The organism is Nonomuraea sp. NPDC052129, assembly GCF_040680095.1.
Taxonomy (GTDB): Bacteria; Actinomycetota; Actinomycetes; order Streptosporangiales; family Streptosporangiaceae; genus Nonomuraea.
Genome location: NZ_JBFAVX010000001.1, coordinates 982,943 through 1,009,425, shown reverse-complemented (window position 1 = coordinate 1,009,425; position 26,483 = coordinate 982,943). Strand labels below are relative to the sequence as shown.

Annotated in this window: 35 protein-coding genes and 1 riboswitch; of the genes, 12 read left to right on the top strand and 23 right to left on the bottom strand. The window is 67.0% G+C overall.

From position 1 onward, the window contains the following. Window positions 1-523: 523 nt before the first annotated feature. Window positions 524-847, bottom strand: a complete 324-nt coding sequence (locus AB0L53_RS04805; RefSeq protein ID WP_363990255.1) for a hypothetical protein — start codon at window positions 845-847, stop codon at window positions 524-526. Between the two features lie 393 nt (window positions 848-1,240). Here AB0L53_RS04805 and AB0L53_RS04800 point away from each other — a divergent pair, with 393 nt between their 5' ends. Beyond that, entirely contained in the window at window positions 1,241-1,816 is a 576-nt protein-coding gene (locus AB0L53_RS04800) for an SRPBCC family protein (protein ID WP_363990252.1), read from the top strand. A gap of 200 nt (window positions 1,817-2,016) precedes the next feature. Here AB0L53_RS04800 and AB0L53_RS04795 read toward each other — a convergent pair whose 3' ends face one another. Continuing rightward, a complete protein-coding gene (locus tag AB0L53_RS04795) occupies window positions 2,017-2,406 on the bottom strand; it encodes a hypothetical protein (protein WP_363990249.1) in 390 nt (129 codons plus the stop codon). 193 nt (window positions 2,407-2,599) lie between these two features. On the opposite strand from AB0L53_RS04795, the gene AB0L53_RS04790 reads away from it, so the two are divergent. After that, on the top strand, window positions 2,600-3,037 hold the full coding sequence (locus tag AB0L53_RS04790; RefSeq protein WP_363990246.1) for a hypothetical protein: 438 nt from the start codon (window positions 2,600-2,602) through the stop codon (window positions 3,035-3,037). Window positions 3,038-3,119: 82 nt separating this feature from the next. On the opposite strand, the gene AB0L53_RS04785 is transcribed toward AB0L53_RS04790, so the two are convergent. Together AB0L53_RS04785 and AB0L53_RS04780 are read right to left on the bottom strand one after the other, a co-directional pair. Next, window positions 3,120-3,278, bottom strand: a complete 159-nt coding sequence (locus AB0L53_RS04785; RefSeq protein ID WP_363990244.1) for a hypothetical protein — start codon at window positions 3,276-3,278, stop codon at window positions 3,120-3,122. 154 nt (window positions 3,279-3,432) lie between these two features. Beyond that, window positions 3,433-4,029 (bottom strand): TetR/AcrR family transcriptional regulator, encoded by a 597-nt coding sequence (locus AB0L53_RS04780; RefSeq protein WP_363990241.1) that lies wholly within the window; start codon window positions 4,027-4,029, stop codon window positions 3,433-3,435. Window positions 4,030-4,109: 80 nt separating this feature from the next. Here AB0L53_RS04780 and AB0L53_RS04775 point away from each other — a divergent pair, with 80 nt between their 5' ends. Continuing rightward, entirely contained in the window at window positions 4,110-5,048 is a 939-nt protein-coding gene (locus AB0L53_RS04775) for a zinc-binding dehydrogenase (protein ID WP_363990238.1), read from the top strand. A gap of 374 nt (window positions 5,049-5,422) precedes the next feature. Here AB0L53_RS04775 and AB0L53_RS04770 read toward each other — a convergent pair whose 3' ends face one another. The 8 genes from AB0L53_RS04770 to AB0L53_RS04735 all read right to left on the bottom strand — a co-directional run bounded on the left by AB0L53_RS04770 (window position 5,423) and on the right by AB0L53_RS04735 (window position 11,169). Next, window positions 5,423-5,806, bottom strand: coding sequence for a hypothetical protein (locus tag AB0L53_RS04770; RefSeq protein WP_363990235.1), 384 nt, complete (start codon window positions 5,804-5,806; stop codon window positions 5,423-5,425). 28 nt (window positions 5,807-5,834) lie between these two features. Next, complete coding sequence (locus AB0L53_RS04765; protein ID WP_225296158.1) at window positions 5,835-6,182, bottom strand: metalloregulator ArsR/SmtB family transcription factor; 348 nt, start codon at window positions 6,180-6,182, stop codon at window positions 5,835-5,837. Then, complete coding sequence (locus AB0L53_RS04760; protein ID WP_363990232.1) at window positions 6,179-7,099, bottom strand: 2-dehydropantoate 2-reductase N-terminal domain-containing protein; 921 nt, start codon at window positions 7,097-7,099, stop codon at window positions 6,179-6,181. Before AB0L53_RS04760 ends, AB0L53_RS04765 begins: the two co-directional genes overlap by 4 nt. 13 nt (window positions 7,100-7,112) lie before the next feature. Beyond that, window positions 7,113-7,784: a hypothetical protein gene (locus AB0L53_RS04755; RefSeq protein ID WP_363990229.1), complete on the bottom strand. Its 672-nt coding sequence runs from the start codon at window positions 7,782-7,784 to the stop codon at window positions 7,113-7,115. After that, window positions 7,781-7,960: a hypothetical protein gene (locus AB0L53_RS04750; RefSeq protein ID WP_363990226.1), complete on the bottom strand. Its 180-nt coding sequence runs from the start codon at window positions 7,958-7,960 to the stop codon at window positions 7,781-7,783. The genes AB0L53_RS04755 and AB0L53_RS04750 overlap by 4 nt, the downstream gene beginning before the upstream one ends. 60 nt (window positions 7,961-8,020) lie before the next feature. Beyond that, complete coding sequence (locus AB0L53_RS04745) at window positions 8,021-9,178, bottom strand: phosphoribosylaminoimidazolecarboxamide formyltransferase (protein ID WP_363990223.1); 1,158 nt, start codon at window positions 9,176-9,178, stop codon at window positions 8,021-8,023. Between the two features lie 34 nt (window positions 9,179-9,212). Next, window positions 9,213-9,296, bottom strand: a riboswitch (ZMP/ZTP riboswitch). Window positions 9,297-9,527: 231 nt separating this feature from the next. Further along, on the bottom strand, window positions 9,528-9,986 hold the full coding sequence (locus tag AB0L53_RS04740) for a hypothetical protein (RefSeq protein WP_363990219.1): 459 nt from the start codon (window positions 9,984-9,986) through the stop codon (window positions 9,528-9,530). Between the two features lie 349 nt (window positions 9,987-10,335). Beyond that, entirely contained in the window at window positions 10,336-11,169 is an 834-nt protein-coding gene (locus tag AB0L53_RS04735; RefSeq protein WP_363990216.1) for an NAD(P)H-binding protein, read from the bottom strand. Between the two features lie 219 nt (window positions 11,170-11,388). Between AB0L53_RS04735 and AB0L53_RS04730 the strand changes: the two genes are divergently transcribed. Further along, window positions 11,389-11,724, top strand: coding sequence for a hypothetical protein (locus AB0L53_RS04730; RefSeq protein ID WP_363990213.1), 336 nt, complete (start codon window positions 11,389-11,391; stop codon window positions 11,722-11,724). 261 nt (window positions 11,725-11,985) lie between these two features. Here AB0L53_RS04730 and AB0L53_RS04725 read toward each other — a convergent pair whose 3' ends face one another. From AB0L53_RS04725 to AB0L53_RS04705, 5 genes are all read right to left on the bottom strand, one after another. Then, a complete protein-coding gene (locus AB0L53_RS04725; protein ID WP_363990210.1) occupies window positions 11,986-12,138 on the bottom strand; it encodes a hypothetical protein in 153 nt (50 codons plus the stop codon). Between the two features lie 84 nt (window positions 12,139-12,222). Further along, a complete protein-coding gene (locus AB0L53_RS04720; RefSeq protein ID WP_363990207.1) occupies window positions 12,223-12,492 on the bottom strand; it encodes a hypothetical protein in 270 nt (89 codons plus the stop codon). 15 nt (window positions 12,493-12,507) lie between these two features. Continuing rightward, window positions 12,508-13,638 (bottom strand): serine hydrolase domain-containing protein, encoded by a 1,131-nt coding sequence (locus tag AB0L53_RS04715; RefSeq protein ID WP_363990204.1) that lies wholly within the window; start codon window positions 13,636-13,638, stop codon window positions 12,508-12,510. Window positions 13,639-14,507: 869 nt separating this feature from the next. Then, complete coding sequence (locus AB0L53_RS04710; RefSeq protein ID WP_363990201.1) at window positions 14,508-15,035, bottom strand: NUDIX domain-containing protein; 528 nt, start codon at window positions 15,033-15,035, stop codon at window positions 14,508-14,510. Window positions 15,036-15,109: 74 nt separating this feature from the next. Beyond that, window positions 15,110-15,457, bottom strand: coding sequence for an erythromycin esterase family protein (locus tag AB0L53_RS04705; protein WP_363990380.1), 348 nt, complete (start codon window positions 15,455-15,457; stop codon window positions 15,110-15,112). A gap of 228 nt (window positions 15,458-15,685) precedes the next feature. On the opposite strand from AB0L53_RS04705, the gene AB0L53_RS04700 reads away from it, so the two are divergent. After that, a complete protein-coding gene (locus AB0L53_RS04700; protein WP_363990198.1) occupies window positions 15,686-16,159 on the top strand; it encodes a helix-turn-helix domain-containing protein in 474 nt (157 codons plus the stop codon). 73 nt (window positions 16,160-16,232) lie between these two features. Here the strand turns inward: AB0L53_RS04700 and AB0L53_RS04695 are convergent, their stop codons facing one another. Continuing rightward, the gene (locus tag AB0L53_RS04695) at window positions 16,233-16,880 is read right to left on the bottom strand and encodes a TetR family transcriptional regulator C-terminal domain-containing protein (RefSeq protein ID WP_363990196.1); all 648 of its coding nucleotides are present in this window, start codon (window positions 16,878-16,880) and stop codon (window positions 16,233-16,235) included. A gap of 45 nt (window positions 16,881-16,925) precedes the next feature. Between AB0L53_RS04695 and AB0L53_RS04690 the strand changes: the two genes are divergently transcribed. The 5 genes from AB0L53_RS04690 to AB0L53_RS04670 all read left to right on the top strand — a co-directional run bounded on the left by AB0L53_RS04690 (window position 16,926) and on the right by AB0L53_RS04670 (window position 21,233). Then, window positions 16,926-17,792 carry a type II CAAX endopeptidase family protein gene (locus AB0L53_RS04690; protein WP_363990193.1) on the top strand — a complete coding sequence of 289 codons (867 nt, stop codon included), beginning with the start codon at window positions 16,926-16,928 and terminating at the stop codon, window positions 17,790-17,792. Between the two features lie 92 nt (window positions 17,793-17,884). After that, a complete protein-coding gene (locus tag AB0L53_RS04685; protein ID WP_363990190.1) occupies window positions 17,885-18,391 on the top strand; it encodes a VOC family protein in 507 nt (168 codons plus the stop codon). A 28-nt stretch (window positions 18,392-18,419) separates the two neighbouring features. Further along, window positions 18,420-19,238, top strand: a complete 819-nt coding sequence (locus tag AB0L53_RS04680; protein ID WP_363990187.1) for a MerR family transcriptional regulator — start codon at window positions 18,420-18,422, stop codon at window positions 19,236-19,238. 258 nt (window positions 19,239-19,496) lie between these two features. Beyond that, the gene (locus AB0L53_RS04675; protein WP_363990185.1) at window positions 19,497-20,138 is read left to right on the top strand and encodes a hypothetical protein; all 642 of its coding nucleotides are present in this window, start codon (window positions 19,497-19,499) and stop codon (window positions 20,136-20,138) included. 177 nt (window positions 20,139-20,315) lie between these two features. Continuing rightward, entirely contained in the window at window positions 20,316-21,233 is a 918-nt protein-coding gene (locus AB0L53_RS04670) for a lytic transglycosylase domain-containing protein (RefSeq protein WP_363990182.1), read from the top strand. Between the two features lie 656 nt (window positions 21,234-21,889). On the opposite strand, the gene AB0L53_RS04665 is transcribed toward AB0L53_RS04670, so the two are convergent. Both AB0L53_RS04665 and AB0L53_RS04660 read right to left on the bottom strand, forming a co-directional pair. After that, on the bottom strand, window positions 21,890-22,444 hold the full coding sequence (locus AB0L53_RS04665) for a dihydrofolate reductase family protein (RefSeq protein ID WP_363990179.1): 555 nt from the start codon (window positions 22,442-22,444) through the stop codon (window positions 21,890-21,892). 89 nt (window positions 22,445-22,533) lie between these two features. Then, a complete protein-coding gene (locus tag AB0L53_RS04660; protein WP_363990176.1) occupies window positions 22,534-23,181 on the bottom strand; it encodes a TetR/AcrR family transcriptional regulator in 648 nt (215 codons plus the stop codon). A gap of 294 nt (window positions 23,182-23,475) precedes the next feature. On the opposite strand from AB0L53_RS04660, the gene AB0L53_RS04655 reads away from it, so the two are divergent. After that, complete coding sequence (locus AB0L53_RS04655; RefSeq protein ID WP_363990173.1) at window positions 23,476-23,865, top strand: VOC family protein; 390 nt, start codon at window positions 23,476-23,478, stop codon at window positions 23,863-23,865. A gap of 207 nt (window positions 23,866-24,072) precedes the next feature. Continuing rightward, on the top strand, window positions 24,073-24,288 hold the full coding sequence (locus AB0L53_RS04650; protein WP_363990377.1) for a DUF5701 family protein: 216 nt from the start codon (window positions 24,073-24,075) through the stop codon (window positions 24,286-24,288). A 19-nt stretch (window positions 24,289-24,307) separates the two neighbouring features. Here the strand turns inward: AB0L53_RS04650 and AB0L53_RS04645 are convergent, their stop codons facing one another. The 3 genes from AB0L53_RS04645 to AB0L53_RS04635 all read right to left on the bottom strand — a co-directional run bounded on the left by AB0L53_RS04645 (window position 24,308) and on the right by AB0L53_RS04635 (window position 26,386). Continuing rightward, window positions 24,308-24,877, bottom strand: a complete 570-nt coding sequence (locus AB0L53_RS04645) for a helix-turn-helix domain-containing protein (RefSeq protein WP_363990170.1) — start codon at window positions 24,875-24,877, stop codon at window positions 24,308-24,310. A 148-nt stretch (window positions 24,878-25,025) separates the two neighbouring features. Continuing rightward, window positions 25,026-25,202: a hypothetical protein gene (locus AB0L53_RS04640; protein WP_363990167.1), complete on the bottom strand. Its 177-nt coding sequence runs from the start codon at window positions 25,200-25,202 to the stop codon at window positions 25,026-25,028. A gap of 2 nt (window positions 25,203-25,204) precedes the next feature. After that, window positions 25,205-26,386: a serine hydrolase domain-containing protein gene (locus tag AB0L53_RS04635; protein ID WP_363990164.1), complete on the bottom strand. Its 1,182-nt coding sequence runs from the start codon at window positions 26,384-26,386 to the stop codon at window positions 25,205-25,207. Window positions 26,387-26,483: the final 97 nt, after the last annotated feature.

The window sequence follows — 26,483 nt, the reverse complement described above, 5'->3', positions numbered from 1 at the left end:
GACTTCTCCACGTTGCCTCCCCGATAGAACGAAGGGCGGTGCGCGACGAGTTACGCACCATGATCAGCGATCATAGCCACAAGGTTCCGCCGACATAAGCCCCGATTTCCTGCGCCTTCGGATTGAACGGTGTGATTAGGCTGTCAGGTCGCTGAACGCCCGTTCCATCACATACCGCTCCGCTCCTACTGCCAGCGAGACGATCTCGCATGGGAGGGGTCGAAGGCCCCGGGGAGCACGCCGAGGCCCCTGGGCGCGAAGCGCATGATCGGGTGAGCCCTTGCAGTGCGCGTGGTCGCCCGGGCTACCGAACCGGGCCGCGTTTCCGTGTGCGTCACCGGACTAGACCAGCCTCGCTTGGAGCTAACCTGTGGCCTCTACTTGTCTGCAACAGCTCATCGATCGCGTCCACGATCACCTGTGCGCGGAGGCAGCGATGCCGTTGGGGCTGGCCGCGCCGCCCCCGCAATAGCCCGTAGACCGCTGCGCGGCTCGGCCTGGTGGTGATGGCCTGTTAACCGCGTCAGCTCTTCTCTACTTCGTTCCGTACACACTGCCAGGCGTGCATGCTGACGGCGCGAATCTCGGTCGCGTCGCGAAAGCATGCGGGGTAGAGCAGGTTCTCGGGAGCGTCGCTGTTAGGCACGCTAGGGTCAGCTATGGCCAGAGCAGGCACCTCGACGACGACCCGCCACTCGTCGGGACCGCATTGAGCCAGGACGGTGCCCGGCAGCCACGGCCACGAGTCGCGATCGTCGTTCTGGTCATCGCGTAGGGGATACCTGACGAGGACGGGAGCGTCTTCGGGGAAACGCCCGCCATTGTCGTCAGAGAGGTACTCGATCATGGGATTCCTCTCCCACCCCGGGGAGGAGCCACGGGAGCCAATTTCGGGAGCCACCGCCTTACGGCTCCCTCGGACTTCCCGCGTCCCCCCGGAGCGTTCTGTAAGGTGAGAGGCATCCGATCGACTCGGATCGACATCCTCAGACTTCCCGGAGTTCCTTCGCATCGAAGGGGTCAGGGGTTCGAATCCCCTCATCTCCACCCAGGGCCGTTCTTGAGACGGCTGGACTGAAGTTGACGGGATCCCGTCTGATCATCGCGATCGGGCGGGATCTTGTCGTTTCGGGGGTTTCCGAATCGGGTTCGTCCTGGTTTGGGAGCCGCGGAGCGGGCGTCTGGGAGGGCCCGGGTGGTGTCAGGCGGCTGGTGGAGGACCGAGATACGGCCGTTGGGCATGGCGAAGCCGACGGTGGGCGGGGTGCTGCGACAGGGTGGCGGGTTTTGCGGCTTATGGGGCGGGTGGTGGCCTGCTCCGGCCTGCGGGTGGGGTGCCGTCAAAGGGCCCGGCTGGAGTCTGCGGATTCTCGCGCCGCCGCCGGTCGTCTTCGATGCGTCCTTATCAGTCGAGCTGCACGCCTCTTCCATGCGCGACTCGCGCGAGCAAGCAGTCGCAGGGGTTACTTCCGGACAGCTCTCCCTGGGCGATCAGGTCACATGGCGAGCGCGGCACTTCGGCTTCACATGGCACCTGACCTCGACAATCAGTGCCTACATCCGGCCCTCGTACTTCGTCGACGAACAGGTAAGCGGCCCATTTCGGTATTGGCGCCACGCGCACACCTTCGAATCGATACACGAGGGCGACAGCGGCGTCGAGGCGACCCTCATGAAAGACATCGTCGACTTCGCGGCGCCCGCTGGCCCATTGGGCGCCCTTGCTGAGGCTCTCGTCCTGCGCCGTTACATGACCAAGCTAATCCTGCTGCGTAACGCGCATATCAGGCAAACGACCGAAACCACTATGCAGTGATCCCCATCGTCGTGGGCGTGGGGGAAGGCGCCCGTACACAACGGTCCGCATGCCCGACGCAACACGCTGAACCCCTGAACGCTCGGCTGGGAAGCGATCTTCGCCAGGGCGTCATCGTCACTGCTCAACCACAGTCGTGAAAACCCCACAAGGGGCCGTTCTTGAAACGGCCGGACTGAAGTTGACGGGATCCCGTCTGATCATCGCCGATCGGGTGGAACGTGGATGCCATGGGCTTGGAGTCGAGAAACGATCATGCCTCGAAGCTCACGTTCCTGCGCGGCTGTGTCGTGATGTCCCACCCGCTCACTGGTTGCGGCCCAGCGTTTGAGGACGTCAATCGTGAGAAGCCATTGGGCGAGCGTGAGTTTGGGTTTCACGATCTCGTCCGGCGGTGGCCACTCGCCGGAGCCTGGAACGCCGGGTGTCCAGTGGGCGATCTGATCCCAACCGGCCCTTCGGATGCTGCGCGCAAGGTCGGCCCGCTGGCGACTGCCGTCCACCGTCTCGACACTCGCGTCGTTGTCCATGCATCCGTCGATGAGCCCCCACTGGCGGAGGGGCATCGCGATGATGAGGCCGACACTCATGGCAGGCATCGTGTCAAGATCGAAATGGGCGGTCAAGGTTGAGGATCCGAGGAGAAACCACCATGGCTTCCGGCCTGGGAAACGATCAACTCAATCCCGGCAAGCCACTTCTGGGTTCATGTCCGAGCTGCCTTGCACTGGATCTCCACATTGACTACGCACCAGACACATACCGGCCTGCTTTGATGGCGCCGTGATCAATCGAAGAAGGCGCTCGACGGAAGCCAGCGACATTCGCTGGGCCTTCGGCTGCGCATTCCCCGCGATCATCCCCCTGGCGTTTGCGACCGTCGGAACCTTCCTCGAGCTTCACTTGGTAGCTCGCGCGCACGTCTACTGCGCCGGCCACCTGAGCGCGGGAGAGAACTTTGCCGGATCCATCTGGGCAGCGAGCCGCCTCGTTCTCTTCCCGGTTGTCTCGATGGTGTCGGCGCTCATCTCACTGCCTTTCCAACTACTCGCCCGGCTGCCACGCCTGGCCGGCCGCATGTGGCTGGAACTCCTTCTACTGGCACTCACCATCGTCGTCTCGGCCGCCGGGCCGGTAGCCCTGACCCTGTACGACCTGGCCACCCAAGGCACACCAGGCAACTGTGTCCTGCCCTGGTGGCCCTCCTGGCTGCCCTCCTAGAACGACGAACATCCCCCTCCTCCAGGGCAACGATCACAAAGGTCCTGGGAAGCGATCTTCCGAGCCTCCACTCCGTTCCAGGTCAGACCAACTCGTGAACACCCCTGGACGGACGTTCCAGGCGATGCCGCGCCATGGCCAACCGCTCCTGCAACTCCTCCATCTGCCCGGACAGCTCAGCGCATTCATGCCGCGCGGACTCCTCGACCCGCTCCAGCTTTGTCAGCAGCGACTTCACCATCGCCTCCCTCGCGGCAGTCCCAGACCATCGCCATCACCCAGCGCATGGCTGCAACTCCACGCTGTAGGCGGCAATGGCATCGCTGACCCACAAGACCGCAAGATCCCTTACTGAACGCCTGCGCGCGACATTCCTGCCGCCACGCAGAAAACGATCACATTGTCACCGGCCCTTTTCGTGGGCGGGTGCCGCTGTGTGATTGAAGGAGAGCAGTCGCAGCTGTGCGAGCATCGCGAGCTGCGCCGCCGGTGTTGTCGACCAGGCCGCGGGCCTTGACCCCGTCGTAGAGCACCAGGAGTTGCCGGGCCAGATCGGCCGGCTTTGCGGCGCCCGCCTTGGCGGCCAGGTGTTCGAAGAGCGTCAACATGCGCTCATCATGGGTGGCCAGAGCGTGATGGGCCGGGTGGTCGGCGGACAGGAAGGCTGCGGCGCTGTTCACCAGGATGCAACCGTGGTAGGCGGGGTCGGGCAGGCTCGCTGTCAACAGGTCGAATGGCGCCAGCAGCTGTGCCAGCGGGTCGCCATCGCGCTGTTCCAGTTCGGCGTTCAACTCGGTGAACCATTCCTCGCACGCCGAGGTAAGCATGGTGCCGATGAGCTCATCTTTGGACTTGAAGTGCGCATACACCGTCGGCTTGGCGACGTGCGCACGATCGGTGATGGCGTCGACCGAAACACCATAGCCATCGGCGTAGAACAGCTCACGAGCCGCTTTCAGCAGTCGGTCACGAGCGGGTGACGTAGGCGACATGCGCCCATCCTAACCGGTTAGTTCAGTCTGCTATTCTCCCAACCAAACTAGTCGGTTAGTTAAGATTGAGAGAACCCTGGATGCGAGCCCTGATCTACGATCCCGACACCGCCCGCGGCGTGCGTTTCGGTGAGGTCGACGAACCCCAACCGCACCCGTTCCAGGCGCTGATCAAGGTAGAAGTGGCCTCATTGAACTTCGGCGAGCTCGCCTTCGCCGCCCGGCAGCTCCGTCCCGGCGACGTCTTCGGCAAGGACGCGGCGGGCACCGTAGTCCAGGCCGCCGCCGACGGCTCGGGCCCACCGCAGGGTGCGCGCGTCACCTCGTTCGCAGGAACCGGCGGATGGGCCGAACGACGAGCCGTCGATACGACGAACCTGACCGTCGTGCCCCCTGCTGTGGACCTCGCCGCCGCAAGCGCCCTTCCGGCGGCCGGCGTCACTGCCCTGCAGGCGGTGCGTCGGCTGGGACCGGTGCTCGGCCGCCGGGTGCTGGTCACCGGCGCATCGGGCGGCGTCGGACGATTCGCCGTGCAACTGGCCGCGTGGGCAGGCGCGCACGTGATCGCCTCCGTGGGCAGTCCTGAACGTGCCGAGGGGTTGCAGGCCCTGGGCGCCGGCGAAATCCTCGCCGGTACGGCCAAGCCCGCCGAACCCGTCTTCGGCGTACTCGACAACGTAGGCGGCAACCTGCTGACCGAGGCGTTCGGGGCCCTGGAAGACGGCGGCATTGCCCTGTCCATCGGATGGGCATCCCGCGAGCCGACCATCATCGACTTCGAGGAAGAACGGATGAAAGGCGTTCTCAAGCGTCTCGAACCCTTCACCGTAGCCGCTCCCTTCGGACCGGATCTCGCCTACCTGATCCACCTGCTGGAGAAAGGGGAACTCGATCCGCAGATCGGCTGGCGCGGCTCCTGGGAACGCGTGGATGAGGCGATCGATGCCCTTCTCGGCCGCCGTGTTCCAGGCAAGGCCGTACTCGACCTCATTCTCCGGGGCCCGACCGATTCCATGTAAACCTGGGAAACGATCAACGTCCTCGTGGGAAGCGATCTTCCCAGCCCCGTCTCAACTGCAGGTCACACCCACTCGTGAACACCCCACCCAGGGCCGTTCTTGGAACGGCTGGGCTGAAGTTGACGGGATCCCGTCTGATCATCGCGATCGGGCGGGATCTTGTCGTTCCAGGGGTTTTTTAATCAGGTTCGTCCTGGTTTGGGAGCCGACCAGGCCCAAATTGGCGAGAGCGTCCACGGCGGCCGTGGCGAGTGCTGATGTGTCCTCCTGGCACACCGCGCACTCGCTCTCGTAGGTGTGGCGGTCGTGAGCCGATTTGGGGAATGCGCTCCACTAACGGGTTTCCAGAGCGTGAGCGATTACCTCGGCGGGAGTCATTGGCTCTCTCCTATCTGGCGAGCGGGCAGAACGTCGGTGACCCACCAGCGATCCACGGGGGTGAACTCCCCGCCCTCGGATGCGTCGCTGCGCCGCCAGTAGGCGTCGACGGCGTCGGCGAACAGGTTCTTCTGCTCGGTGGTCAACTGCTTCGTGACGTACCGCCGGCCGATGTACAGCCAGACCGCGCCGAGCAGGTCCTCGAACTGGCGGCGTTCGTCTGCCCGAATGTGCGGGGCTGCAGCCTTGAGGGTTTCCGTACCAGGTCCTCGCGGGATGCCTTGGCCGGCGACCGAGCCGCTGGAACGGGACCTGTCGGCCGTACGCGCCGCCGACGCCGTGGGGCGGCGGGTGCCCGGGTGAGACGGCCGGTCCAGCATGGCGATCAGGGCGGCCCCTGGCGCAGGTTCAAGCCGGAGGGCCGGGGATCGTGGCGCAGGCGATGATCGAAGAGGTCAGATCGCGCAGCGGGGTCAGCAGACGCGGATAGTCGGCCGCGTTGAGCGCGTACAGGCGTTGTGCGCCGTTGCGGCGCACGGTGAGCAGCCCCGCGTCACGCAGGATCTTCAGATGGTGCGACACGGCGGGCTGGGACAGGCCCAGGTGGTCGGCGATGTCGCTCACGCTGCGCGAAGCGCCGGATTCGAGCAGGAACACGATGATCTCCTGCCTGCGTTCGTCGCCCAGCGCGGTGAACAGCGGCCGGGTCGTGGCGAACAGCGCCAGGACGTCCTGCGCCTCGGCATGGCCGGTCATGCGGACGCCTCGGCACGCAGCTGCGTGAGGTGTGTGACGGGAAGGCCACGGGCCGCGCCTTCGGCGATCCAGCCGTCCAGCATCAGGCGCGTCTGCGCGCTCACCTTGGTGAAGTGCGTTTCAAGATAGCGCGGCAGGTCGAAGGGTACGAGCAGTGGCAACGCGCGTAGGGCCACGGACACGGCCCAGGCCGGGATCGCGAGTGGGGCCCGCCTTCCATGCACTGCCGCGGCGATCGCGACAGCCTCCCGGCTGGCTCGTGCCGCGTGCGCGTACCGGGTGGCCGCGATCGACCAGCCCACGTTCTCCAGCGCGGCGATGTAGGGCATCATCCGGGCGGCGGTGATGTCGGCCGCCCCCGCTTGCCGTGTGCGTCTGGCGCGCGCGCCGCCCGCCCGGAGCGCGGCGATCACCTGCCGGGCGCGCGGTTCCGTCCCGAAGACGCCGAGCGCTGCCCCGGGCGGCGCCCAGTAGGCGATGCCGGGCTCGCACACCTCGCCGGGCATCGGCGCCTGGTAGGCGAGCAGGGCCGGTACCACCTGGATGATCTGCTCCGCCGGCCAGGTCCGGGTGAGGACCGCGTGGTCCTGTGGTGCTTGGCTGATGGTGACCACGGTCGCGCCGCCGGTCGCGGCGTGCAGGTCTCCCGTCCAGGAGCCGGGCAGAGCGGTGGAGTCCACGCACAACCACACCATGTCCCACTCTCCGGCCACCGGCTCAGTGACCACCTGGTACGGCGTCAGTCGCTGCTCGACGGGCCGTCCTGGCCGGCGCAGCCGGTACAGCAGCGCGCCGTCACCGTCCGCCCAGTGCTCCCTGCCGGGCTTGACCAGGTAGCTGACCTGGGCGCCGCCGGCCGCCAGCCACATCCCGAAGACCTGCCCAAGTGCTCCCGCCCCCACCACCAGCACCTTCATCCGGTCTCCATCCTTAGGAATATTTAAATCTTTCGATGGATAGAGTATCTCGGGATTGGCGCTGGTTGGACAATCCAACGGGTGGCGCCGCCATCACCGAGGCAGTGCCGGTCTTGCCCCAGCGGGCCGGGGTGAGCACAAGCGCGGTGACGATGTCTTGCAGCAAGTTCCGCTTGCGGGTGTGGTCGGGATCGTGGTCTTGCCAGGCGGTGGCGAGCAGGTCGGCCTCGTGCTGGGGCAGGCGGGTGCGGTGGTCGTGCCGGGCCGGATCGAGAAGGCTGGTGAGCCGGTCGAAGGCGCGGTAGAAACGCCAGTTGTCGGCCAGGCAGGCGTGCGGATCGTCGGCAGGTGGCCGGTCGGCGTCCAGTCCCAGATGCTCACGGGTAGTCGGGGACAGGCAGAAGGCGGCCAGCCGCCAGGCTTCGGCCAGGGCGGCTTTGCCGCTGTGGTGGATCGAAACCATCAGAGCGACGAGTACCGCCCGGATCGGCACTCCCGCCGGTCCGGGGCGTGGGCCGAGTTCGGCGTCGATCCACGGCATGATGCCGGAGTCGTCCAGCAGCCGGGCGTAGTGGCTGGTGACGGCGTCGGGGATCTGTGCCGTCTGCTTGGCGGGAGGCCGGGGACGGGTGGCTCGGGCTCGGGTGGTGCGCGGCGGCCAGGCGCGTGGCTTCGCCGTACTCACATGGCGCGGCCGCGCAGCAGCGCGACCGCGGTGGGCTCGTCCAAGGCTGGGACGAAATGTTGGTAGCGGGCCAGCGCGGAGACGCTCATCCCGGCCGCGGCGGCCACCACGCCCAAGTCGATTCTCGCGCTCAGCAGCTCGACGCTCCACGAGGAGCGCAGCCGGAGCACCCACAAGGCGGGCAGGCTGCCGGTCGGGGTGTGGCGGGCCGTCCAGGAGCTTCAGGCCATGCATCGTCAATGGTGGAACAGTCGAAGGCCGGTACGGGCGAGCGCGATCTGGTGCTCCCGGCAGGCGTCCTGCACCTCCGCGGACCGGATCGAACCACCCGGCTCGGCGATATAGCGGACGCCGTGGCGGGAGGCGTGGTCGACGTTGTCGCGGAAGGGCAGGGCGCCGTCGGAGACGAACGCCACCTCGTCCAGGGCCGCGAGCCACGATGTGCGCTGCTCGTTCGTCAGCTCAGGCATCGGCGAGGACAGCGCCTCCGACAGGCGCACCTTCTCCTCCGCGGTCAGGTCACCCTCGATGAAGCGGATCTGCCAGTTGATCCGATCCTGAAGCCGGACGTCCGGCCGGAACGCGAGCGCGCGCACCATCGGATGGCGCCGCAGCCACCAGGTATCGACCTTCGCGCCGGCCAAACGGGTGCAATCCACACGCGATTGCTGACCGGCACCGATACCCAACGTGGCGCCACCACGCAGATAACACACGGAGTTGGACTGGGTGTAGCGCAGAACAATCAAGCCCAACAGCAGGTCCTCGGCCGCGGTGGCCGGTAGCGTCCCGCACACGACGTCGTCCAGAAGCGCGGTCGAGAGCACAACCTCATCGCGCTCCTGGGTCAGCCGCAATCCGAACACCTCCCGCGCCTCCTGCCGCGGCGGGACGTAGGCCGGGTCCGCTTCCATGACCAGGAACCGGCCACCCCTCTTCTGGCTGAGCGCCGCCACGGTGCCCGGAGCGTACCCGGGAGCGATGACGCCGTCGCAGACCAGCCGGGTCAGCAACTCGGCGAGTTCGGCATCGACAGGCTGCGAGACCGCGACGAAGTCGCCGTAGGAGGATTTGGGATCAGCGTCGCGGGCTCGCAGGTAGGCGCTCGTGAGCGCTCCGACAGCGGCGCGGTCGACGCCGTTGAGCTCGGCGGTGACCTCGTCCACGGGCCCGGCAACTGCCGCTCCGGCGGGCGATACGTGCTTGAAGGACGCCGCTGCCGGTCTGTCCAGCGCGTTACTCGCCTCGCTCACCAATTGCCAGCTGTTCAGCGCGTCGAGCATGTTGATGTAGGACGGGCTGCCATGCAGCACCCTGACCGGCCAACGGCCAGGACCCACCGGTGCGGCAATAGCCGATCGCTGCTGCGGATTCATTCCGTAGCGCAGGTCCACGTCACGACCTCCTGTGTCAGTTGAACATCACTGACGCAGGCGCCCAGGCGGTCGACGCTCACGCGAGAATGCGCCGCTCCCCGGTGGTTGTCCACCTTCGCCAGTCGCGGCCAGACACAATCCTAATCACACACGGTCGGACCAATTTGAGCCACCAGAGCAAACACGGCCGCGCCACAGTCGGCCATCCGCTCGGCCACACTCGCGTGCATGGCGACAGCGGACAGCTCGGTGATACCGCCCCCAGAACGGCCAGGGTGCAAGCAGCGGCCGGGGTGATCGAGTTCCGCAAGGCCGTCGCCGGTGTGTCTTCGCGCTCGAGGGGGCGAGGCCATCGAGACGGTGACGATCAGTCCCACCACGGCGATCCTGGCCCGAATGCCAAGGCGACGACGACCATGAATGCCGCCGCCACGGCGATCCTTGTCATCCAGCCTGCGGTCGTACTCACCGCCCAGGTTGCGGCGCCGTAGCCGATCGTGCCGGCGAGCACAAAGATCCCGCCCATCTGGCCCTCGGCGGAGATCGGGACCGAGGCCAGAGCGGAGATCGGAACCGAAGCCAAGATCAGGTCCATGCTCAGGGCTAAGGCGGCGTTGGGACCGGTCAGCGCCACAAGCGACCAGCGCGGCAGCCGGCCCAGCAAGAGCAGGGCCGCGCCCAGGAGGGTGGGGGCCAGGAACATCGCGCCGGGGCCGGGACCGGCTGGACTTTCCGGGCCGTCCGCGAGGTAGATGCCGGCCATCACAGCACCGAAGACCGCGCCCACCATCGCGCCCCGGCCCACCGTCCACAAGATCTTCGACATCCGCAGAGCCAAGCACAGGGGCAATGCCCTGAAAGGAGAATCGCGCGCAACATCCCCTGGGCGGTGGACCGGCTGTGCACGAGTTGTTGTCGGTACCGAGCGGTCGGCTGTCGTGAGTCGGCAAGGCCAAATCCGAGTTCACTCGCCGGTCCCAGCGTCACCGCCCTGTCCGGTTCGGGAAACGATCACTCGCCACGCGGGAAGCGATCTTCCGACGTTCCCGACCCGGCCAGGTCACGCCCATTCGTGAACGCCCCACCAGGGACCGTTCTTGAGACGGCTGGACTGAAGTGGGTGTGTCCGCCGTGTCTTCGGAAATCCCCTGGCGAGACCCCGACTCCCTCAGGCTTCAGCGGAAGGCCGCGGCGTTTCGCTTGGCCCAGTCGGCGAAGGTGACGGGAGCACGGCCGAGGATCTTTTCGACATCAGGGCTGACGGTCCGTTCGCGGACGGTAGGGGTGCCGAGAATGTCAAGGGTGGTGTCGGCCACCGGGGCGGGCATGAACGTGAGCATCTGGGCGCGGGCCGCTTCCCGGGTCTGATCGAGGAAAGTGACAGGCTCGCCGATGGCGTCCCCGATGGCGGCCGCGCGCTGGTACGGGGTGGTCGGCATGGGGCCGGTCAGTTCGTAGATCGCCTTCGAGTGGCCCGGCCGAGTCAGGGTGGCGGCGGCCACGGCGGCGATGTCGTCGGGGTCGATGACCGGGAGGCCGACCTGGCCGAAGGGCGCGGCGATCGTGCGGGTTGCCTTGATGGAGGAGGCCCAGGCGTAGGCGTTGGAGGCGAAGCCGCCGGGGCGCAGGATGGTCCAGTCGGTGCCGGATTCCATGACGGCCTGTTCGAAAGCAGCGAAGGCCTGCCCATGGGACAAGGAGTCCGGGCGGGTGGCCACTCCCTGGGAAGAGAGCAGGACGATCTTTCCGGAACCCGCGAACGGGGCGACGACTCGAGCGGGGTCGCCGGCCATCATCAGGTCCCCGCCGACGAGCACGAAGACCGCATCCGCCGCAGCGGGCATGTCGGCGGAGCGCTGGGAGAGGTCGCCGGCGACCGCGCGGACGCCGGGCGGCACGTCGCCATCGGTGATGCGGCGGGAGGTGGCGGTCACCTCATGGCCCTGCTCGGAGAGGGTGCGGACCAACGTGCGGCCGACATTGCCTGTGGCTCCCGTGACAACAATCACAATAAATTCCTCAATTCAGAAGTTAGTTAGCTGACTGACTTGTTTGCTGAGGTGAACCTAGCACAGATGGAAGTCCTATAGTTAGTCAGGTAACTGACTTGAAAGAGTCTGAGCGGGTACGGGCGGCCAGCGCCAAGCGGGAACGGCTTATGAGGGCTGCGGCCGAAGTCGTGCACTAGCAGGGCGCCGAGCGCACCCACCATTGCTGACATCGCGCAGATGGCCGAGGTCCCCGGACTGATCAACGCCTGGGTGAGCCAGCGCGACCTCGCCGCCCGCTACGGGTGCCCGACCGGAACACTCGCCGTCGAGCTGGACAAACGCAACGAGGGCGGCTTGGACGTCGAAGCAGGCAAGGTCATCCGGCTTTTGCTCACCTGGGTCGAGTGCCAATTTCGAGAGCTGGGCCAGCCGAACCCCGAAAACCTGGCGCTCACCCTCGTGGGCGCCTACCAGGGCATGTCCCTGCTGGCCAACGCCCTGCGGGAGTCGGGCATCGCGCAACGCGAGGGCGATCGCCTGCTCGTCTGGCTCGACTCCCTTGAAGCCAACTGAGTCTGCCGCGCCGTAGCCCAGGACGAAAGGCCCGCCGTTCTGAACTACAGACCCTCAGCGCGATACCGTCCCAACCTCCCATGCGGGAACGATCATCCGCCGGCTGGGAAACGATCTTTAAACTTCTCTCTCGGACGCAGGTCAGACCATCTCGTGAACACCCCACCAGGGGCCGTTCTTGGAACGGCTGGGCTGAAGTTGACGGGATCCCGTCTGATCATCGAGATCAGGCGGGCTCTTGTCGTTTCAGGGGTCTCCGAATCAGGTTCGTCCTGGTTTGGGAGCCGCGCCGACATCGCCGCGGAAGTGGCGGAGGTATCCCCGGCCTTTGGCCCAGCGCACCGGGGTGAGCACCAGCGCGGTGACGATGTCCTGCAGCAGTTCCCGCTTACGCGAGCATGCTGGGGTCGTCATCCTCCCAGGCGGTGGCCAGCGTGTCGGCCTGATGATGGGGCAGGCGGCCGCGCCGATCGTGGCGGGCCGGATCCAGCACGGTGGTCAGCCGGTCAAAAGCCCGGTAGAAGCGGCGGGAGGAGGCGAGCACCTGATGGATATCTTCGGGGTCGACTTTGGGCAGGCCGAGCCGCGTGCGGCGGCGGTCAGACAGAACGCGGCGATCCGCCAGGTCTCGACGAGAGTGGCCTTGCCGGTGTGGTTGATGGACAGCAACAGGCAGGTCAGCACCGCGGTGATGGGCAACCCGGGCGGGCCGGGCCTCGGGCCGAGTTCGGCGTCGATCTGCGGCAGGACGCCGGAGTCGTCCAGCAAGTGCGGCTGGAGTGATCACTTCGCGGGGCAGAACAGCGATTTGAGGGCATTGGTGATGCGCGACGGCACGGTGCCGCGCTCGGCATCGTCCATGGCCAGGGTGAGGGACACGGCGAACTGCAGGCGGCCGTCGGATGAGGTGAGGGTCGCGGCGGTGAAGCCGGGGGCGCTGCCTCCACCCCCGGCGGCGAACTCGGGATTGCCGGAGCACGCGCCGCCCGCAGGTGGCGACGGCTGGCCGGGCGGCGGATCGGTGATCACTTTAGTCAGGGACGCGGGCAGCAGCTTGCCCTGGCGGAAGGCACGCTGGAAGACACTCAGCTCGCGCGCGGTGGAGATCACGCCGCCGGCGCCGAGCATGGTGGTGGCGTTGATCTTGTCGGCATCGCGCATCGTGCCCGTCTCGTCCGGGGCGTAGCCGTGCCCGTGCGGGCCCTTGATGCCCTCGGTCGCCTTGGTGGGCAGGTAGGTATCGCGCATGCCGAGCGGGGCGAAGAGCCTCCGGTTGAGTTCGGCCGCCAGTGACCTTCCGGACAGTTTCTCGATGATCATGCCGAGCAGGATGTAGTTGGTGTTGGAGTAGTTGAAGGTCCCGATTTCCACGGGCCGGGCGTTCTTGCGTGAGGCCGCCAGCAGGTCGGTCGGGCGGTAGTCGCGGGTGGGGTCGGAGGTGTCCGGGCCGATGTAGTCGGGGATGCCCGAGGTGAGCTGGATCAGATTGCGGACCCTGATCTCGTCGGCCCGCTCCACTAGGTCCTTTTCCGCCACCTTGGGCAGGACCTCGCTGAGTTCGTCGTCCAGGCTCAGCTTGCCTTCCTTGACCAGTTGCAGCACCGCGGTGGCGGTCATGGTCTTGGTCTGCGAGCCGATCCGGTAGCGGGCGGTCGACGGGATCGCGCCGCCCTTGCCGTCGAGCAGGCGGGCCCCGGCTGATCCCTTTCCGACACGCTTGCCGTCTACGTACACCTCGCCGATGGCTCCCACCACGTGGCCCGTCTTCACCAAGTCTTCCATCGCCTTTTGCACATTCCCGAGCTTGACGGGGGCGGCAGCTGTCGAGGCGGTGGCGGGCGGGGCCGCGCTCAAGACCAGCGCCGCGCACGCCAGCGAGGCTGCGCCAGTGAACGTCGCTCGACGCAGAATCATGAAGTCTCCCTCTTCCAGGTCCGAATACTCGGCTGTCGAGCCACAAGTTCTAACGAGGGCGGTGTTTCCTCGGCGTTACCGTGCGGGCCAGGTGGCTCTGCACGGAGCCCAGAGCACAGGCGCGAACCTTGGCCCTCCCTCCCGCACTCTGGGAAACGATCAGCGCCACGCCGGGAAGCGATCTTCTCGACCGTTCTTCCGGCCCAGGTCGGGGCTATTCGTGAACACCCCACCAGGGGCCGTTCTTGAGACGGCTGGACTGAAGTTGACGGGATCCCGTCTGATCGTTGAGATCAGGCGGGATCTTGTTTTTGCAGGGGTTTCCGAATCGGGTTCGTCCTGGTTTGGGAGTTGAGGAGCGGGTGTCCGGGAGGCCCGGATGATGTCAGGCCGCTGGTGAAGATCCACGTTCGCGTCGGTGGGCATGCCGACACCGGCTCCGAGCTGGTGCTGCGACAAGGTGATCTGAATTGCAGGTCATGAGACGGGTGGTGGCCTGCTCCGGCCGGTGAGCGGCGTGCGGTCCATGTGCTCTGCGGGCATCTCGAGGATGTCGACGGGTGCGTCGGGCTCGTCTGGGGGCCGGCGGGCATGGCGCCACTGGTCGAGGAAGTGATCGTTGGCGACGGTGACAAGCAGCGCGACCAGGATGGTCTGGGCGCGACGCGGCCGTGGGCGAGCCGGTTCTTCGGGTCACTCAGGTCGAGGTCGTGGCCCTTGAGACGGCCGTTCAGCCCCTCTGCCATGGCCCTGACGGTGGAGCGCGCTGGTGGAGGCGGTCGAAGCGGGGGCAGGTGACCGACGGGGAGGTGCCTGCTGCCGGACACTGGAAGCGGACGTGAACACCCCCGAGGGATGGGAAGTCACGCTCATTCAGACGTTGCCGCCGCACCCGCAGTTGGCAAATGCCACGGCAGCGCGACCGGCTGAGCTGGAAGATCCCCTGACAGCAGGAGATCCATCAGCGCGGCCAGGCCCGCCGGAACGACCAGCTCGGCTGCCGACCTGAGCTGCGAAACCGTCCACCACTCGAAACGGTCAGTCACCCGCCGTTCCTCATCGTCCATGCCGGAGGTATCCACCTCCAGCTCGCCGACGCGAAGCAAGAAGTAGGAATCCACTGAGCTGAACGTCTCACCGCCTAGCGACCATGTTCCCGAACTGGTCGCGACGACCGGTCCAAGCGTCGAGGGGGCGATGACATAGCCCAGTTCCTCTCGAAGCTCGCGAGCGGCGGTTTGATGCAGGTTCTCACCAGGATCAACGGCGCCCCCCGGCGTGAACCAGGCGTAGAAAGGCTCCTCAACCTGAAGCAGCAGCCCGCGGTAGACCAGGAGCCGATCGACGGCATCTACCAGCAGCACGCGAGCGGTTGACCGGAAGATCGTTTCGCTCATGAACGAGATCATAAGGCGGTCCCAGCGACCATGGGCGCTGGGAAGCGATCTTCTCTCAGCGCATCTCTACGCCGTCAACCAGTGCACGGGGACGCTTGGCGCAGGTGGACGAGCACGTCGAACGCATCGGGCAGGGAGGCGACGGCGAGGTGTTCGGCCGCGTCCCTGGAGGGGTGGTAAACGCCGCTGATGACGCGGGCTTTCATCGGCCCTTCCCATCCGCCGTCACGCAGGTCGAGCCAGTGGGCGGGCTGGTCCGTGGTGCCGAGGCGGGCGTCGAGCCAGTCGGAGGCCGGTTCCGGGACGGTGACGGCAGCGAGGTCGCCGTGGTGGAAGCCGATCGCCGTAGAGACGTAGCGCGTGCCGTAGTGGTCGCGCAGCACACTGCCGACCGTGGGCTGGGGGCCGCGTTGAGGCGCCAGGCCCAGGGCCGCCGGGGCCGCCGAGGTGTGCGCGATGCCGTCCCAGTAGGCCGGGCCGGGAGTGAAGTCGCCCGGCTCGGTGGGGGGCGGAGAAGGTGAAGTCGTGGTGCAGGGACAGCGCCACCTGGCTGCGTACGGTGGCGACCTTCAGCTCGGTCAGGATCAACCGGAGGTGCTCGACCGCGCGGGGTCGCGCCATGCAGGCCGTAGCCGACGAAGCCGGCCGCCTTGTCGTTCCGCCAGGCGATCATGGCCGGGGCACTTACCCTCTTCGCCCGCGACGGCTACACGCGCGCCAGGCGGGACGCGATCGCCGTCGAGGCGGGGGTGTCCAACCGCACCATCTACAACCACTTCACCGACAAGGCTGAGTTGTTCCAGGCGGTGATGCAGGAGAGCACGCAGCGGGTCAACGCCGAGGTCGAGCACATCCCGCCGGCCGCGCTCAAGCTCTGGCAGGAGACCGGCCCCGGCCGTGCCCGACGCGAACTGGCCGAACGCCTGCGCAGGATCGCCGAGCGCGGCGACCTCATGATCGACGACCCCGCTCGCGCGGCCGGGCACCCGATGCTGCTCATCTCCGCCGACAACCCCACCGACCGGGCGGACCTCCACAACGAGGACGCGCTCCGAGAGATGGTCACCGCAGGGGTTTTGACCTTCCTGTACGGCTATGCGGAACGGGCCGCGCACGGCTCGTGATGCGGTCATCGGGCCGCTTGGGCTTCACGATTCACGTGCCGAGGTCCGGCGGACTGAGGCAGTGCTCGATCCGTCAGCGGTCGGTGCCGGGCCGCGGCGACCTGGGCGGCGCCTCGGTGAGGAGGCGCAGTTCGTCGTGCACGATCCGACGAATGGCTTGAGGCGTGAAGTGGTGGGGGAAGGTCGTTGTCTGGAGTGTCAGGCCGTCCACGAACACGTGAAGGCGCGTGGCCTGGCCTTCCAGCTGGGTTTCGGCGAGTTCCTGTCCCACGCGATCGGGGAGCGGCAGGCCGTGGCAAGAGGCGATCGCCAGACGGCAGATGTGGCGTTCCCCCGGCCAACTCGCGTCACGCAGCTCCGCCAGGGACTCATCCACATGCGAGCGCACCAGACATGCCAGCCATACGTCCACCTCGACGCGGCGGTTGTCATCGAGGGGAAGGAGCTCTTCGAGGATGAGCTGGGCGCGCTGCATGCCTGGCAGGTCCGCATCGAGGTGGCCAGTGATGCGCTTGGTGACGCTTCTGGCGACCGCCTGCGCCGCGAAGCTGAGCAGGCCGCGCTGATTGTCGAAATAGTGGCGCAACCCGCCGACCGAGACGCCTGCCGCCTCGGCGACCTTGCGGACGGTGGCCCCTTCGATCCCATCCCGGCTGATGATGCCCCACACGATCCGGGTGAGTTCCTCGCGCCGCTGCTCGTGGTCCACGATCTTCGGCATTCCCCTATTACAGCACACCTGTACGGTCTCCTATAAAGTACGGGCGTGCGAAATAAAGCATGGCAACCGACGCTGGGCCTGAGCATCCTGGTGGCCGGCCTGGCCCTGATCGCCGGAGCGGCACTATGGCTGGCACTGAACGGCAACACCGGCATCCGCTACTCGGCCGACCACGCCGAAACCGTGCCCATGTGGCACCGCTGGATCCCGGCCCTCGCCGGGCTGGTCCTCATACGACTGCTGCCCCCCAAGACGACTCCGACTGGCGCCGCACCGGCACGCGGCGGCCTTCACCGCCAGGCCCTCCTCCTCTTGGTCTCAGCCACACTCTTCGCCGCGGGGTTATGGTTGTGGGGCGGCGGTGAACCTGCCCACACGCTGCTGAAGCTCATCCTGCTGCTCGCCGTACCCGCACTGCTGTTCTGGCTGTCACGGCGCGATTGCGCGGATCGCGGCCAGATCCATGAGCGGCCCGCGGCCTGGCGTCACTACGGCCCCATCGCACCGGTGACCGCCTGGCTCGTTCTCACCTACACAGGTCCGCTGGCCGTGCCGTCCAGTGACTACGCGGCGAGAGTCGATCCCGTCACGCTGGTGCTCACCATCGTCGTGGTGTTCAGCGTCAACAGCCTGCTCGAAGAGGTCTTCTACCGGCGCTGGCTGCAGACCCGATGGGAGCACCTCATCGGCCGCTGGCCCGCCATCGTGCTGACTTCCCTGCTCTGGGCGGCCTGGCATGTCGGCATCCAAGGCACGGGACACCTTCTCACGGACCTCTCCTCGGTCTTCGTCAATCAAGGAGTGCAGGGGTTGTTCCTCGGCTATCTGTGGAGCCGATACCGACTGATGTGGCCCATCCTCGTTGTCCACGGTGCCATGAACGCCGGCCCCGTACTTCTGGGCATGCTCTAACGCTTGTCGCTCGATCACCTGCATGGTACGACTCGTGCGACGTGTTGATCCGGATTTGACCCTAACCTTGCGTCAGGCTCCACGATGAGCGCATGACCGAGTACTACGAGGCATTCGATATCAGCCCTGTCCCTCCGCCCGGGCCCGACGCGACGCCACCTGAGATTTACCGGGGCATCTACGGCATGCCGATGTTCGTCACCGTGCCGACGCCGGACCTGGCCGCGTCCGTGAATTTCTGGACCCGCGGGCTCGGTTTCATCGACCTGTTCACGGTCCCGGGCCAGGTCACGCACCTTCGACGGTGGGCGTTCCAAGACACTCTGCTCGTCCCGACCGACGGCCTGCCGGCCCTTTCAACGGTGAGCATCGGCTTCAGTTGCGTGCTGAGCCAGGTCGACGAGATCGCGCAGGCGTGCACCGCGCTGGTGCCCGGATGCACGACGGGACCGCGACAGACTCCGTGGAACACCGTAGAACTGGAAGTCATCACGCCGGAGAACGCTCGCGTGATCATGACCGCGGCCCGTCCCCTCGACCCCGACAGCGCCGAGGCACGCTACCTCGAAGCAAACGGTTTCACCCTCCCCAAAGGGTGAAACCGCCGCGCATGTCAGACTCGACGGCGTGACCAACGCCGCGATGGACGATGCCGCGGGCCCCGGCGGGCTGACCGTCGGGGCCGCGGCATCGCACGTGAAAGTCACCGTCCGCACCCTCCATCATTGGGACGCGATCGGGCTCGTCCGCCCGTCCGGGCGAACCACCGGCGGTTACCGGCTCTACTCCGCGGCCGACATCGCACGCATCCACCGGGTGCTCATCTACCGCGAGCTCGGTCTGTCGCTCGACGACATCGGTGAACTTCTCGATGCTCCGACGGTCGATATGACCGTGCCGCTGAGACAACAGCGCACCCAGCTCCTCGATCGCATCTCCCGCTTGCGGGCAATGGTCGACGCGGTCGATCGCATGATCGAAGCCGCACGCGCCGGCATCCTGCTCTCCGCGGAGGAACAAGTCGCGATCTTCGGGCCGCGCTGGAAGCCGTCACAGGTCGCGGACGCACGTGACCGATGGGGCGACACAGTTCAATGGGCACAGTACGCCGAGCGCGCCGCGGGCATGACCCCCGAGGACTGGCAGCAGATCGCCGACAACATCGCAACGCTCGAGCACGACCTGGCAGCAGCCAAGCGCGCCGGCGTCAGGCCAGGCAGTGCCGAAGCCAACGCCCTGGCGGAACGACACAGGGCCTCCATTGACGCGTACTTCGACTGCACCCTTTCGATGCATGTTTGCCTAGGAAGGAAGTACGCCGCCGATCCCGACTTCACGGCCTACCACGACGCAATCGAGCCAGGCTTGACCATCTGGCTCCGTGACATCATCGACGCCAACGCCCGCGATCGAGGCATCGACCCGGATTCGGCGACTTGGACCTGACGCACCCGACGCCCACACTGTCCTCGCCGCAGCCGCGGCGGCTCTCTCCGACCCGCAGGACCTGACCTAGGGCCATGACTTGGCGCTTCTTGAGGAGCGCCCCCGCTCGGGGCAGAAGCGCGGGCTGTTCGGCGAGCGCCACTTCAGCCAGTTCCGGATTATCGGCGTTGACGTCTGCCAGGTCCGCGGTCTTCTTATGCGGCCACGACCGATGACCCGGCCGCGGCGATCCAGCGTCAACTGGTCAAAGGGCACGGGGTGCGGATCACTCGATACAGCACATTCAACTCGGGCTCGGGCTGGGAGCGCTTCAAGCCTACGAAGGGCGTCGTCGGATTCGGCGACGGCAAGGTGGTCGCGACCGACCTGTGGGACTTCCAAGTGCGGAAGGCAGGCGTCCGCGATATCTGCATCGGCAAGCGCGCTTGGGAGTACGACCCGGAGAAGAAGCGGCCGAACGGCAAGAAATGGGGCAGCTTCAAGTGGCCCTGCGCCTTGCGGCTGGAGACGGGACTTCTGCGTTTGGACAGGCCAGCTGTGCTGACAGCCGTGCTCGGGGCCACGACGACCACCAAAGCCTCGGGTGTCTACGACGGCTCACCTACGACCCTTCGTCAAGGGTCGATCACCTTCCGTCAGTTGTGGGACGTCGCGCCCGATCTGCGTGAGGGCGTAAAAGACGATCATGGTGAGTGGAAGATCGACTGGCGGCTGTGGATCGGCGAAGACGGTCTCGTACGCCGGGCCTGGTCCAAGTGGCGTCAGCCCGAAGGAGACAAGCTGAAGGGCGCAACCGGCGGGCAGGGATGGTTCGGCTTCGTCGAAGATGTCCGCTACTCGGACTGGGGAATGAAGCTCACCATCAAACCCCCGCCCGCCGCTCAGACAATCGACAGGTGAAGCGCTGAATCGCTAGGTACTAAACATCGAGCACCTGGCGAGGACCATCAGATGCGGGGAAACCCGATCCCGGGAAGCGATCTTCCGAGGTCCTCCTCCGCGATTGGCTCTGGCGCGGGTGGTGCGCGGCGGCGTCCACCCGTCCTGCAGATGATCCGGGCGATACGGTAGGGCGTCATGAGATCGGTCCACGTCATGATCGCGGCGTCCCTCATAGCCGTCCTCGCGGGATGTGGCGGTGAGGCGGACGGGTCGGCGTCGCCGGAGCGGTCCGCCCAGGCCACCGCTCCGAGTGCCACCCAGACGCCCTCTCCGGAGGCGGGGGCCATGGGGGTGCCTGCGCCCGATGTCCGCATTCCCAGCGACCCCGTCAAGCTGGCCGATGCCCTGAAGAAGACGACCGCCGCGCTGAACGAGGCGATCGACAGTTGGACCAAGGGGTCGCAGGAGCGGCCGCCGCAGGACGTCGTGTTGCTCTCTCTTCATCAGCAGCGCATCTACCGGGCGATGGCCCGCAGTACGACGCTGACCCAGGGGGTCGTCAGGCGTCTGCCCAAGGGGCTGGCCGCTGAGGCGCGCGACAACACCACGGCCATCGGGAAGCTGCTGTCCCTGGCCCGTCCGATCAGTGCGGCGCAGCGCAAGCGGATGCGCCTGGTGGAGCCGCAGCCCGCCGAGCGCTTGCGTGGCTACATGGTGCGGGCCGAGAAGCGGTTCGGCGTCGAGTGGGAGGTTCTCGCGGCGATCATGCTCGTCGAGACGAAGTTCGGACGGGTCAGGTCGGCGAGCTCCGCCGGGGCGCAGGGGCCCATGCAGTTCATGCCGGGCACGTGGCGGCAGTACGGGCTGGGCGGCAACGTCCAGGACGCGCATGACGCGGTGCTTGCCGCGGCCAACTACCTCAAGGCGTCGGGGGCGCCGCGAGATTACCGGCGTGCGGTGTTCGCCTACAACCACGACGCCCGGTACGTGGATGCCGTCCTCGCGCACGCACGCCAGATCAAGCGCGACTCGCGCAGCTTCTACGCGTACTACAACTGGCAGGTCTTCGTCCTGTCCGCGCAGGGCGACGTCCGTCTCACCGGCCCCCGCTGACCTGACCCGGTCTCGAAGACCGAGACCCGAGCCGGTGAGCATGGCGAAGGGACGGAAACGTCGAGGAAACGACCTTCTTGCTGGCATCTCTCGCAGATCGTTTCCTGTGAGAGGAGTCTCCATGGTGTTGTCGCGTCCCCTGGCCGGCCACGACCCTTCACGCCGTTCGGCCCTCGGGCTCTTGGGCGCGGTCCCGCTGGCTGCCGGTGGTCTCCTGGCCGCGTCGGGAACCGCCGAGGCGAACACCGGTGCCTCGGCAAGCCCCGGTCGGATTCCAAAGGACCTGCCTGGACAGCCATCGTCCTGAGCAACTACGACCTGCAGAGCATCGAGCCGATCATTGCCCTGGAACGCAGTCTCGTCACCGGCGCATAGCTCCGCGGCAGGGTCAGCCTACTCATCTCAGTTTGGCGCGGATACTTACCCAGGTGACGAGCCGCGGGGCCCATGGGCTTTCGGGACGAGTCAGCCGATTACCGCGTCGTCGCCGGTCTTCGACCAGCCCTTCGGTACGCAGGCCCCACCGCGAGCGCACCGCCACGTCACCGTAGACCTCGGCCGCGAAGTGAGCCTTACCGACGACGTCGATCGACGGCGTCCCCCACCCCGGCGGACGCCAGGGATAGGGCCGCCTCGTGGGTCCGCTTCTGGGCCGGTCAGGACCGTACGTAGCGCCGGAACATGGTTCCTGAGGCGAAGGAACGGTGCTCGACCAGGCGCAGCCGCAGTTTTTCCCCCACGGGCAGGTACGGCTTGCCGCCCCCGACGATCACGGGGAGCGCGTACACCCAGAACTCGTCGATCAAGTTCAGCAGGGAGACGGCCAGCTCGGGGCCGCCGAGTTGGAGGGTGCCGTCGATCTCCTGCTTGAGGCGCGTCACCGCGGACACGGCGTCCTTGCGACGGACGATCGTAACCCCTTCGGGGACGGTCTGGAGGGTGTCGGAGAAGACGTACCGCGGCGTCTCCTTGTAGAACTGGGCGAACTCCCGCTCGAGGGCCGGGGCGCCTTCCTTGCCGAGGTCCTGCGTCCAGGGCTTTTCCATCGCCTCATACAGCCGCCTCCCGAACAGGAACGCCGCGATCCGGCGGACGTGGTCGTTCGCCGCCTGGCGAAAGTCCTCGTCCGGGTCCATGAAGTCCATGCCGCCCTCGGGATCCTCGATGTAGCCGTCGATCGAGGTGTTCATCCAGTAGATGACCTTGCCCATGAAATTTCTCCTTGATCGTAGAGGTCGTCTGGAGTGGAGACCCGATGGAGCGCCGGAACTCATCGCAGGCCGGGCCAACAGCACTCACATCAGGCGGAGGCGTAGGTGGCCAGGGCGGGCTCCAGCAAGTCGAAGGCTTGGCCGGCTTCGGCGGCGATGGTGTGGGCGATCTGGTCGTTGGGGTGTCCGGCGAGGGTGAGGGCCTGGATGCGGTGAAACAGCACGCGGTGGACGGTGCCCAGCAGGGCGGCGGCGGTCTGCACGGTGATGTCGCCGGGCTGAGCGGCGGTGACGTCGGCGAGCACCTGGGCGAGGTGGTGTTCGCGCTGGTCGTGCAGGCCGCGCAGGCAGACGGTCAGGGTGGGGCTGTCGGCGATCATGCGGGCGAACTCCTGGCCGGAGAATCCGGCGACCGGGTCCTGGACGGCCACGGCGTCGGCGAACGCGCGGCGCAGCGCGGCCAGCGCTGATTCCCCTGGGCGTCGTGCGGTGACGGCGTGGGCCAGGGCGGCGGCGAACTCCTCCTGATGGTCCAGGGCCAGGTCTTCCTTGCGCGGGAAGTAGTTGGTGACGGTCTTCTTGGCGACGCGGGCGACGGCGGCGATCTCGGCGATGGTCGTCTGCTCGAAGCCCTGGGCGATGAACAGCCGGGTCGCGTGGTCGGAGATGAGCTGCCGCGTCTCGTGCTTCTTGGTCTCGCGCAGCCCGGCGGCCGGGGTGGGAGTCTGGGTAGCCATGACGCAATCTTAGCCTCGTAGCATCTTTATGTTGACACCCTTGAGCGCCTTGGGTTAAATTTACCTCCGTCGTAAGTTTATGACGATGGAACGCCTAGTTCGAAGGGAACGCCCATGCCCAAGAAGTTCGCTCGTATACCCCGCTCGCAGCAGTCCGAGCGGTCCCCGCTGCACGGCGCCGAACTGCGTCGTCTGCCGTCCGATCACAGCATCCGTGCGTCGCAGCAAGTCCGGGGCACGCGCATCGTCCCCCGGCGCCGTAGCTACTGACCCCACCCCACCAGAGGAGATCCCGTGCAGTTCATCGCTTCCACCGTCTCGCTGACCGTCGACGACGTCGCCGCCTCCCAGTCGTTCTTCACCACCTACCTGGGCTACACCGTCCAGCAGGCCGCCGACGGCTTCGCCTCCCTGTCGCGCGACGACGCGGTCGACATCGTCCTGCTCGCCCGCGGCATCGAGGTGCTGCCGCCCGAGCAGCGCGACCAGCGGGCCAGCGGTCTGATCATCGCCTTCACCCTCGCCGGCGGCCTGGCCGAGCAGGAAAAGCGGCTGCGCGACGCCGGGGCGCAGATCACCATGCCGCTGCGCCAGGAGCCCTGGGGCGAAGCCCTGTTCCAGGTCACCGACCCCAACGGCGTGATCGTCCAGTTCGTCGAATGGACCGCCCCCGAACACCTCTGACCCGCCCCCACCTGCTGCCCGACACCTCAGGAAGGAACTTCCCTTGACGCCCGGCCCGATGACCGGGCACCCACTGCCCGCCCACGAGCGAGTGGTCTTCCTCAAACCGCTGGTCAGCTCGCCGACGATCACGGTGGGTGAGTACAACGGCCGACATCGCCCGCATCGCCGAAAGGATCCTGTGACAACGATCGACACAGCCACGGAATTCGACCGCCAGATCCACAACCTGATCGAACGGGGATACCCGGTGATGGCGGGCCTGACGCCGGAGCACTTCCAGCCTCTGGTCGCACCCCTGCGCGACCTCGTCGCGACGATCGGGAACCTCACCTTCGAGCCCGGCGCCCTTGGTGCTGGGAACGCGATCCGCACACCTGGCTCGGCATGGCCTCCGCCGGCAATCGCCGCGCGGCCGCATAGCCGACGGCCGTCTCGCCGTCTAAGGCTCGGCGGTCGGTGCGGGATCGAGGATCGCGCTCGCGCCGCGAAGGAGTTCCGTACGTAGGTCGTCCGCCGGCACGTCCACGAGCTGGCTGATGGGATCGGTGGCGGCGGCGAACGCCTGGGCCGCGCGTACGCGCCGGCGCCAGTCGGGATCGGGCCCGGCGAGCAGGTCGATGGCCCGGTTGACGATGGTCACCATCCGGGACATGACGTCGGTCGTGTCGTCGCTGTACACCGAGGCGTCGCGCAGGAGCAGGGCCATGGTCTCGCGGTGGGTCAGCATGACGTCGAGGCAACCGCCGAGCACCTGCCGCGTGATATCCGCCTGGGTGGAGCGAGTCGCCGCGGCGTCGAGCGCCGACTCGAGCTGGTCGATGGGCGGGCACACAAGGCTGGCCAGGATCTCGCTCTTGCTGCGGAAATGGTGGTAAAGGGAGGGCTTGGTGATGCCTACCCGTTCCGCGATGTCGCGCATCGAGGCAGCCCGGTAGGTCTGCGTGGTGAACAGCTCCCGTGCTGTCTCGATGATGCGGCTTCGGGTGTCGCCCGGCTCGGTACGCGGCAACTGCCATCCTCTGTGCTCGGTTCTCAGCTGATCACAGCCTATCCACAGCTCAGCACGCGGGACCGGTGGTCACGGGAGAGCGCCGTACACGAGTGCCGCCAGGCCGGGGCCTGCGCGGCCAGCGCCTCGACGGGGCTGTCTCCCGCGATCAGAGCGCGCGACGAGATCGGCGTGTCGAGTGCGGGCACTCCCGCCCGGTGCGACGGCAGCCACCGTACGGTGATGTCCTGCTTGCCTTCGGCGGCGACGCCGCGCCACGGTCGTCGCCCTTGCCGATGATGTGCGAGAACGCCTCGGCGACGGTGGAGAAACGGGGTTCCAGCATGGTCAGAGCCTGCCTTCGTACAGCGCCTCGATCAGGCCGCGGACCCGGAAGTCGCCGCCTTCGAGCAGCTCGGAACCGCGATTGGGGACGTAGGCGAAGGCCAGGCCACGTTCGGGGTCGGCGAAGGCGAACGAGCCGCTGGCGCCGCTGTGCCCGAACAACCCCGTGACCTGTTCCGGCGCGGGCCACATCGGACCGCCGGGCAGCGCGAACCCCAGCCCCCACGACGTTCGTACCCGCAGGATCTCGTCGATGCCGTCGCCGTAGGGCCGGCGCACCTGGTCCACGAGCTGAGGGCTGAGGAGCCGTACGCCGTCCACCTCGCCGATCAATGCGGCGTAGTAGCGCGCCAGAGATGGGGCGGAGGCGACGCCGTCCATGGACGGGCTCTCCACCTGGTAGGTCTTCGGGTCGTTGGCGGCGTCCCAGTCGATGGTGACGCTGCCGAACATGGAACGGTACGTCAGCGTGGTCGGGTCGTTCAGTGCTCGGACCATGTCGGCCAGCTCGGGCACCTCCATTCCCAGCATGATCTGCTCGGTGTCGGGGACCACCATGGTGGCCATCCGCGGCGACTCGGCGTCGGGCACGCGGACGTAGCAGTCGAGGCCGCCCAATGGCGCGGCGATGTGGCGGGCGAAGAACTCGCTCAGGCTCGCCCCGGACACCCGCCGGACGATCTCGCCGGTCAGGTGGCCAAACGTCACACCGTGATAGCCGTGTGCGGTGCCGGGCGGCCATTCGGGCTTCGCGGCGGCCAGGGTGTCGGTGATCGGTGTCCAATCCCTGAGGTCCTCCCACGTCACCGGTCTGGCCTCCATCGACGGCAGTCCCGCGCGATGGCTGAGCAGCGTCCGTACGGTGATCTCACCCTTGCCGTTCTGGGCGAACTCGGGCCAGTAGCGTGCCACCGGCGCGTCCAGGTCCACCTGGCCGCGCTCGATCAGCAGCAGTAACGCTCCCGCCGCGAAGGTCTTGGTGGTCGAGGCCAGGGCGGCGAGCGTGTCGTGCTCCCATGGCCGATGGGTGTCGGGATCGGCGTCGCCGCCCCACACGTCCACGACCGGTTGTCCGTACTGGTAGACGGCAAGGCCCGCGCCCACCTCGGCGCCCGAGGTGAAGTTACCGGTGAAGGCGTCCCTCACCGCTTCGAAGCCGGTGGCGACGGTACCGGTGACATCCATGGCAGCTCCATCACATCGCTCTACCGACTGGTCGGTCGGTTGTGGAGGATGAGACTACCTACCGGTCGGTCGGGTCGCAACCGGTCTTGGTCGCCTG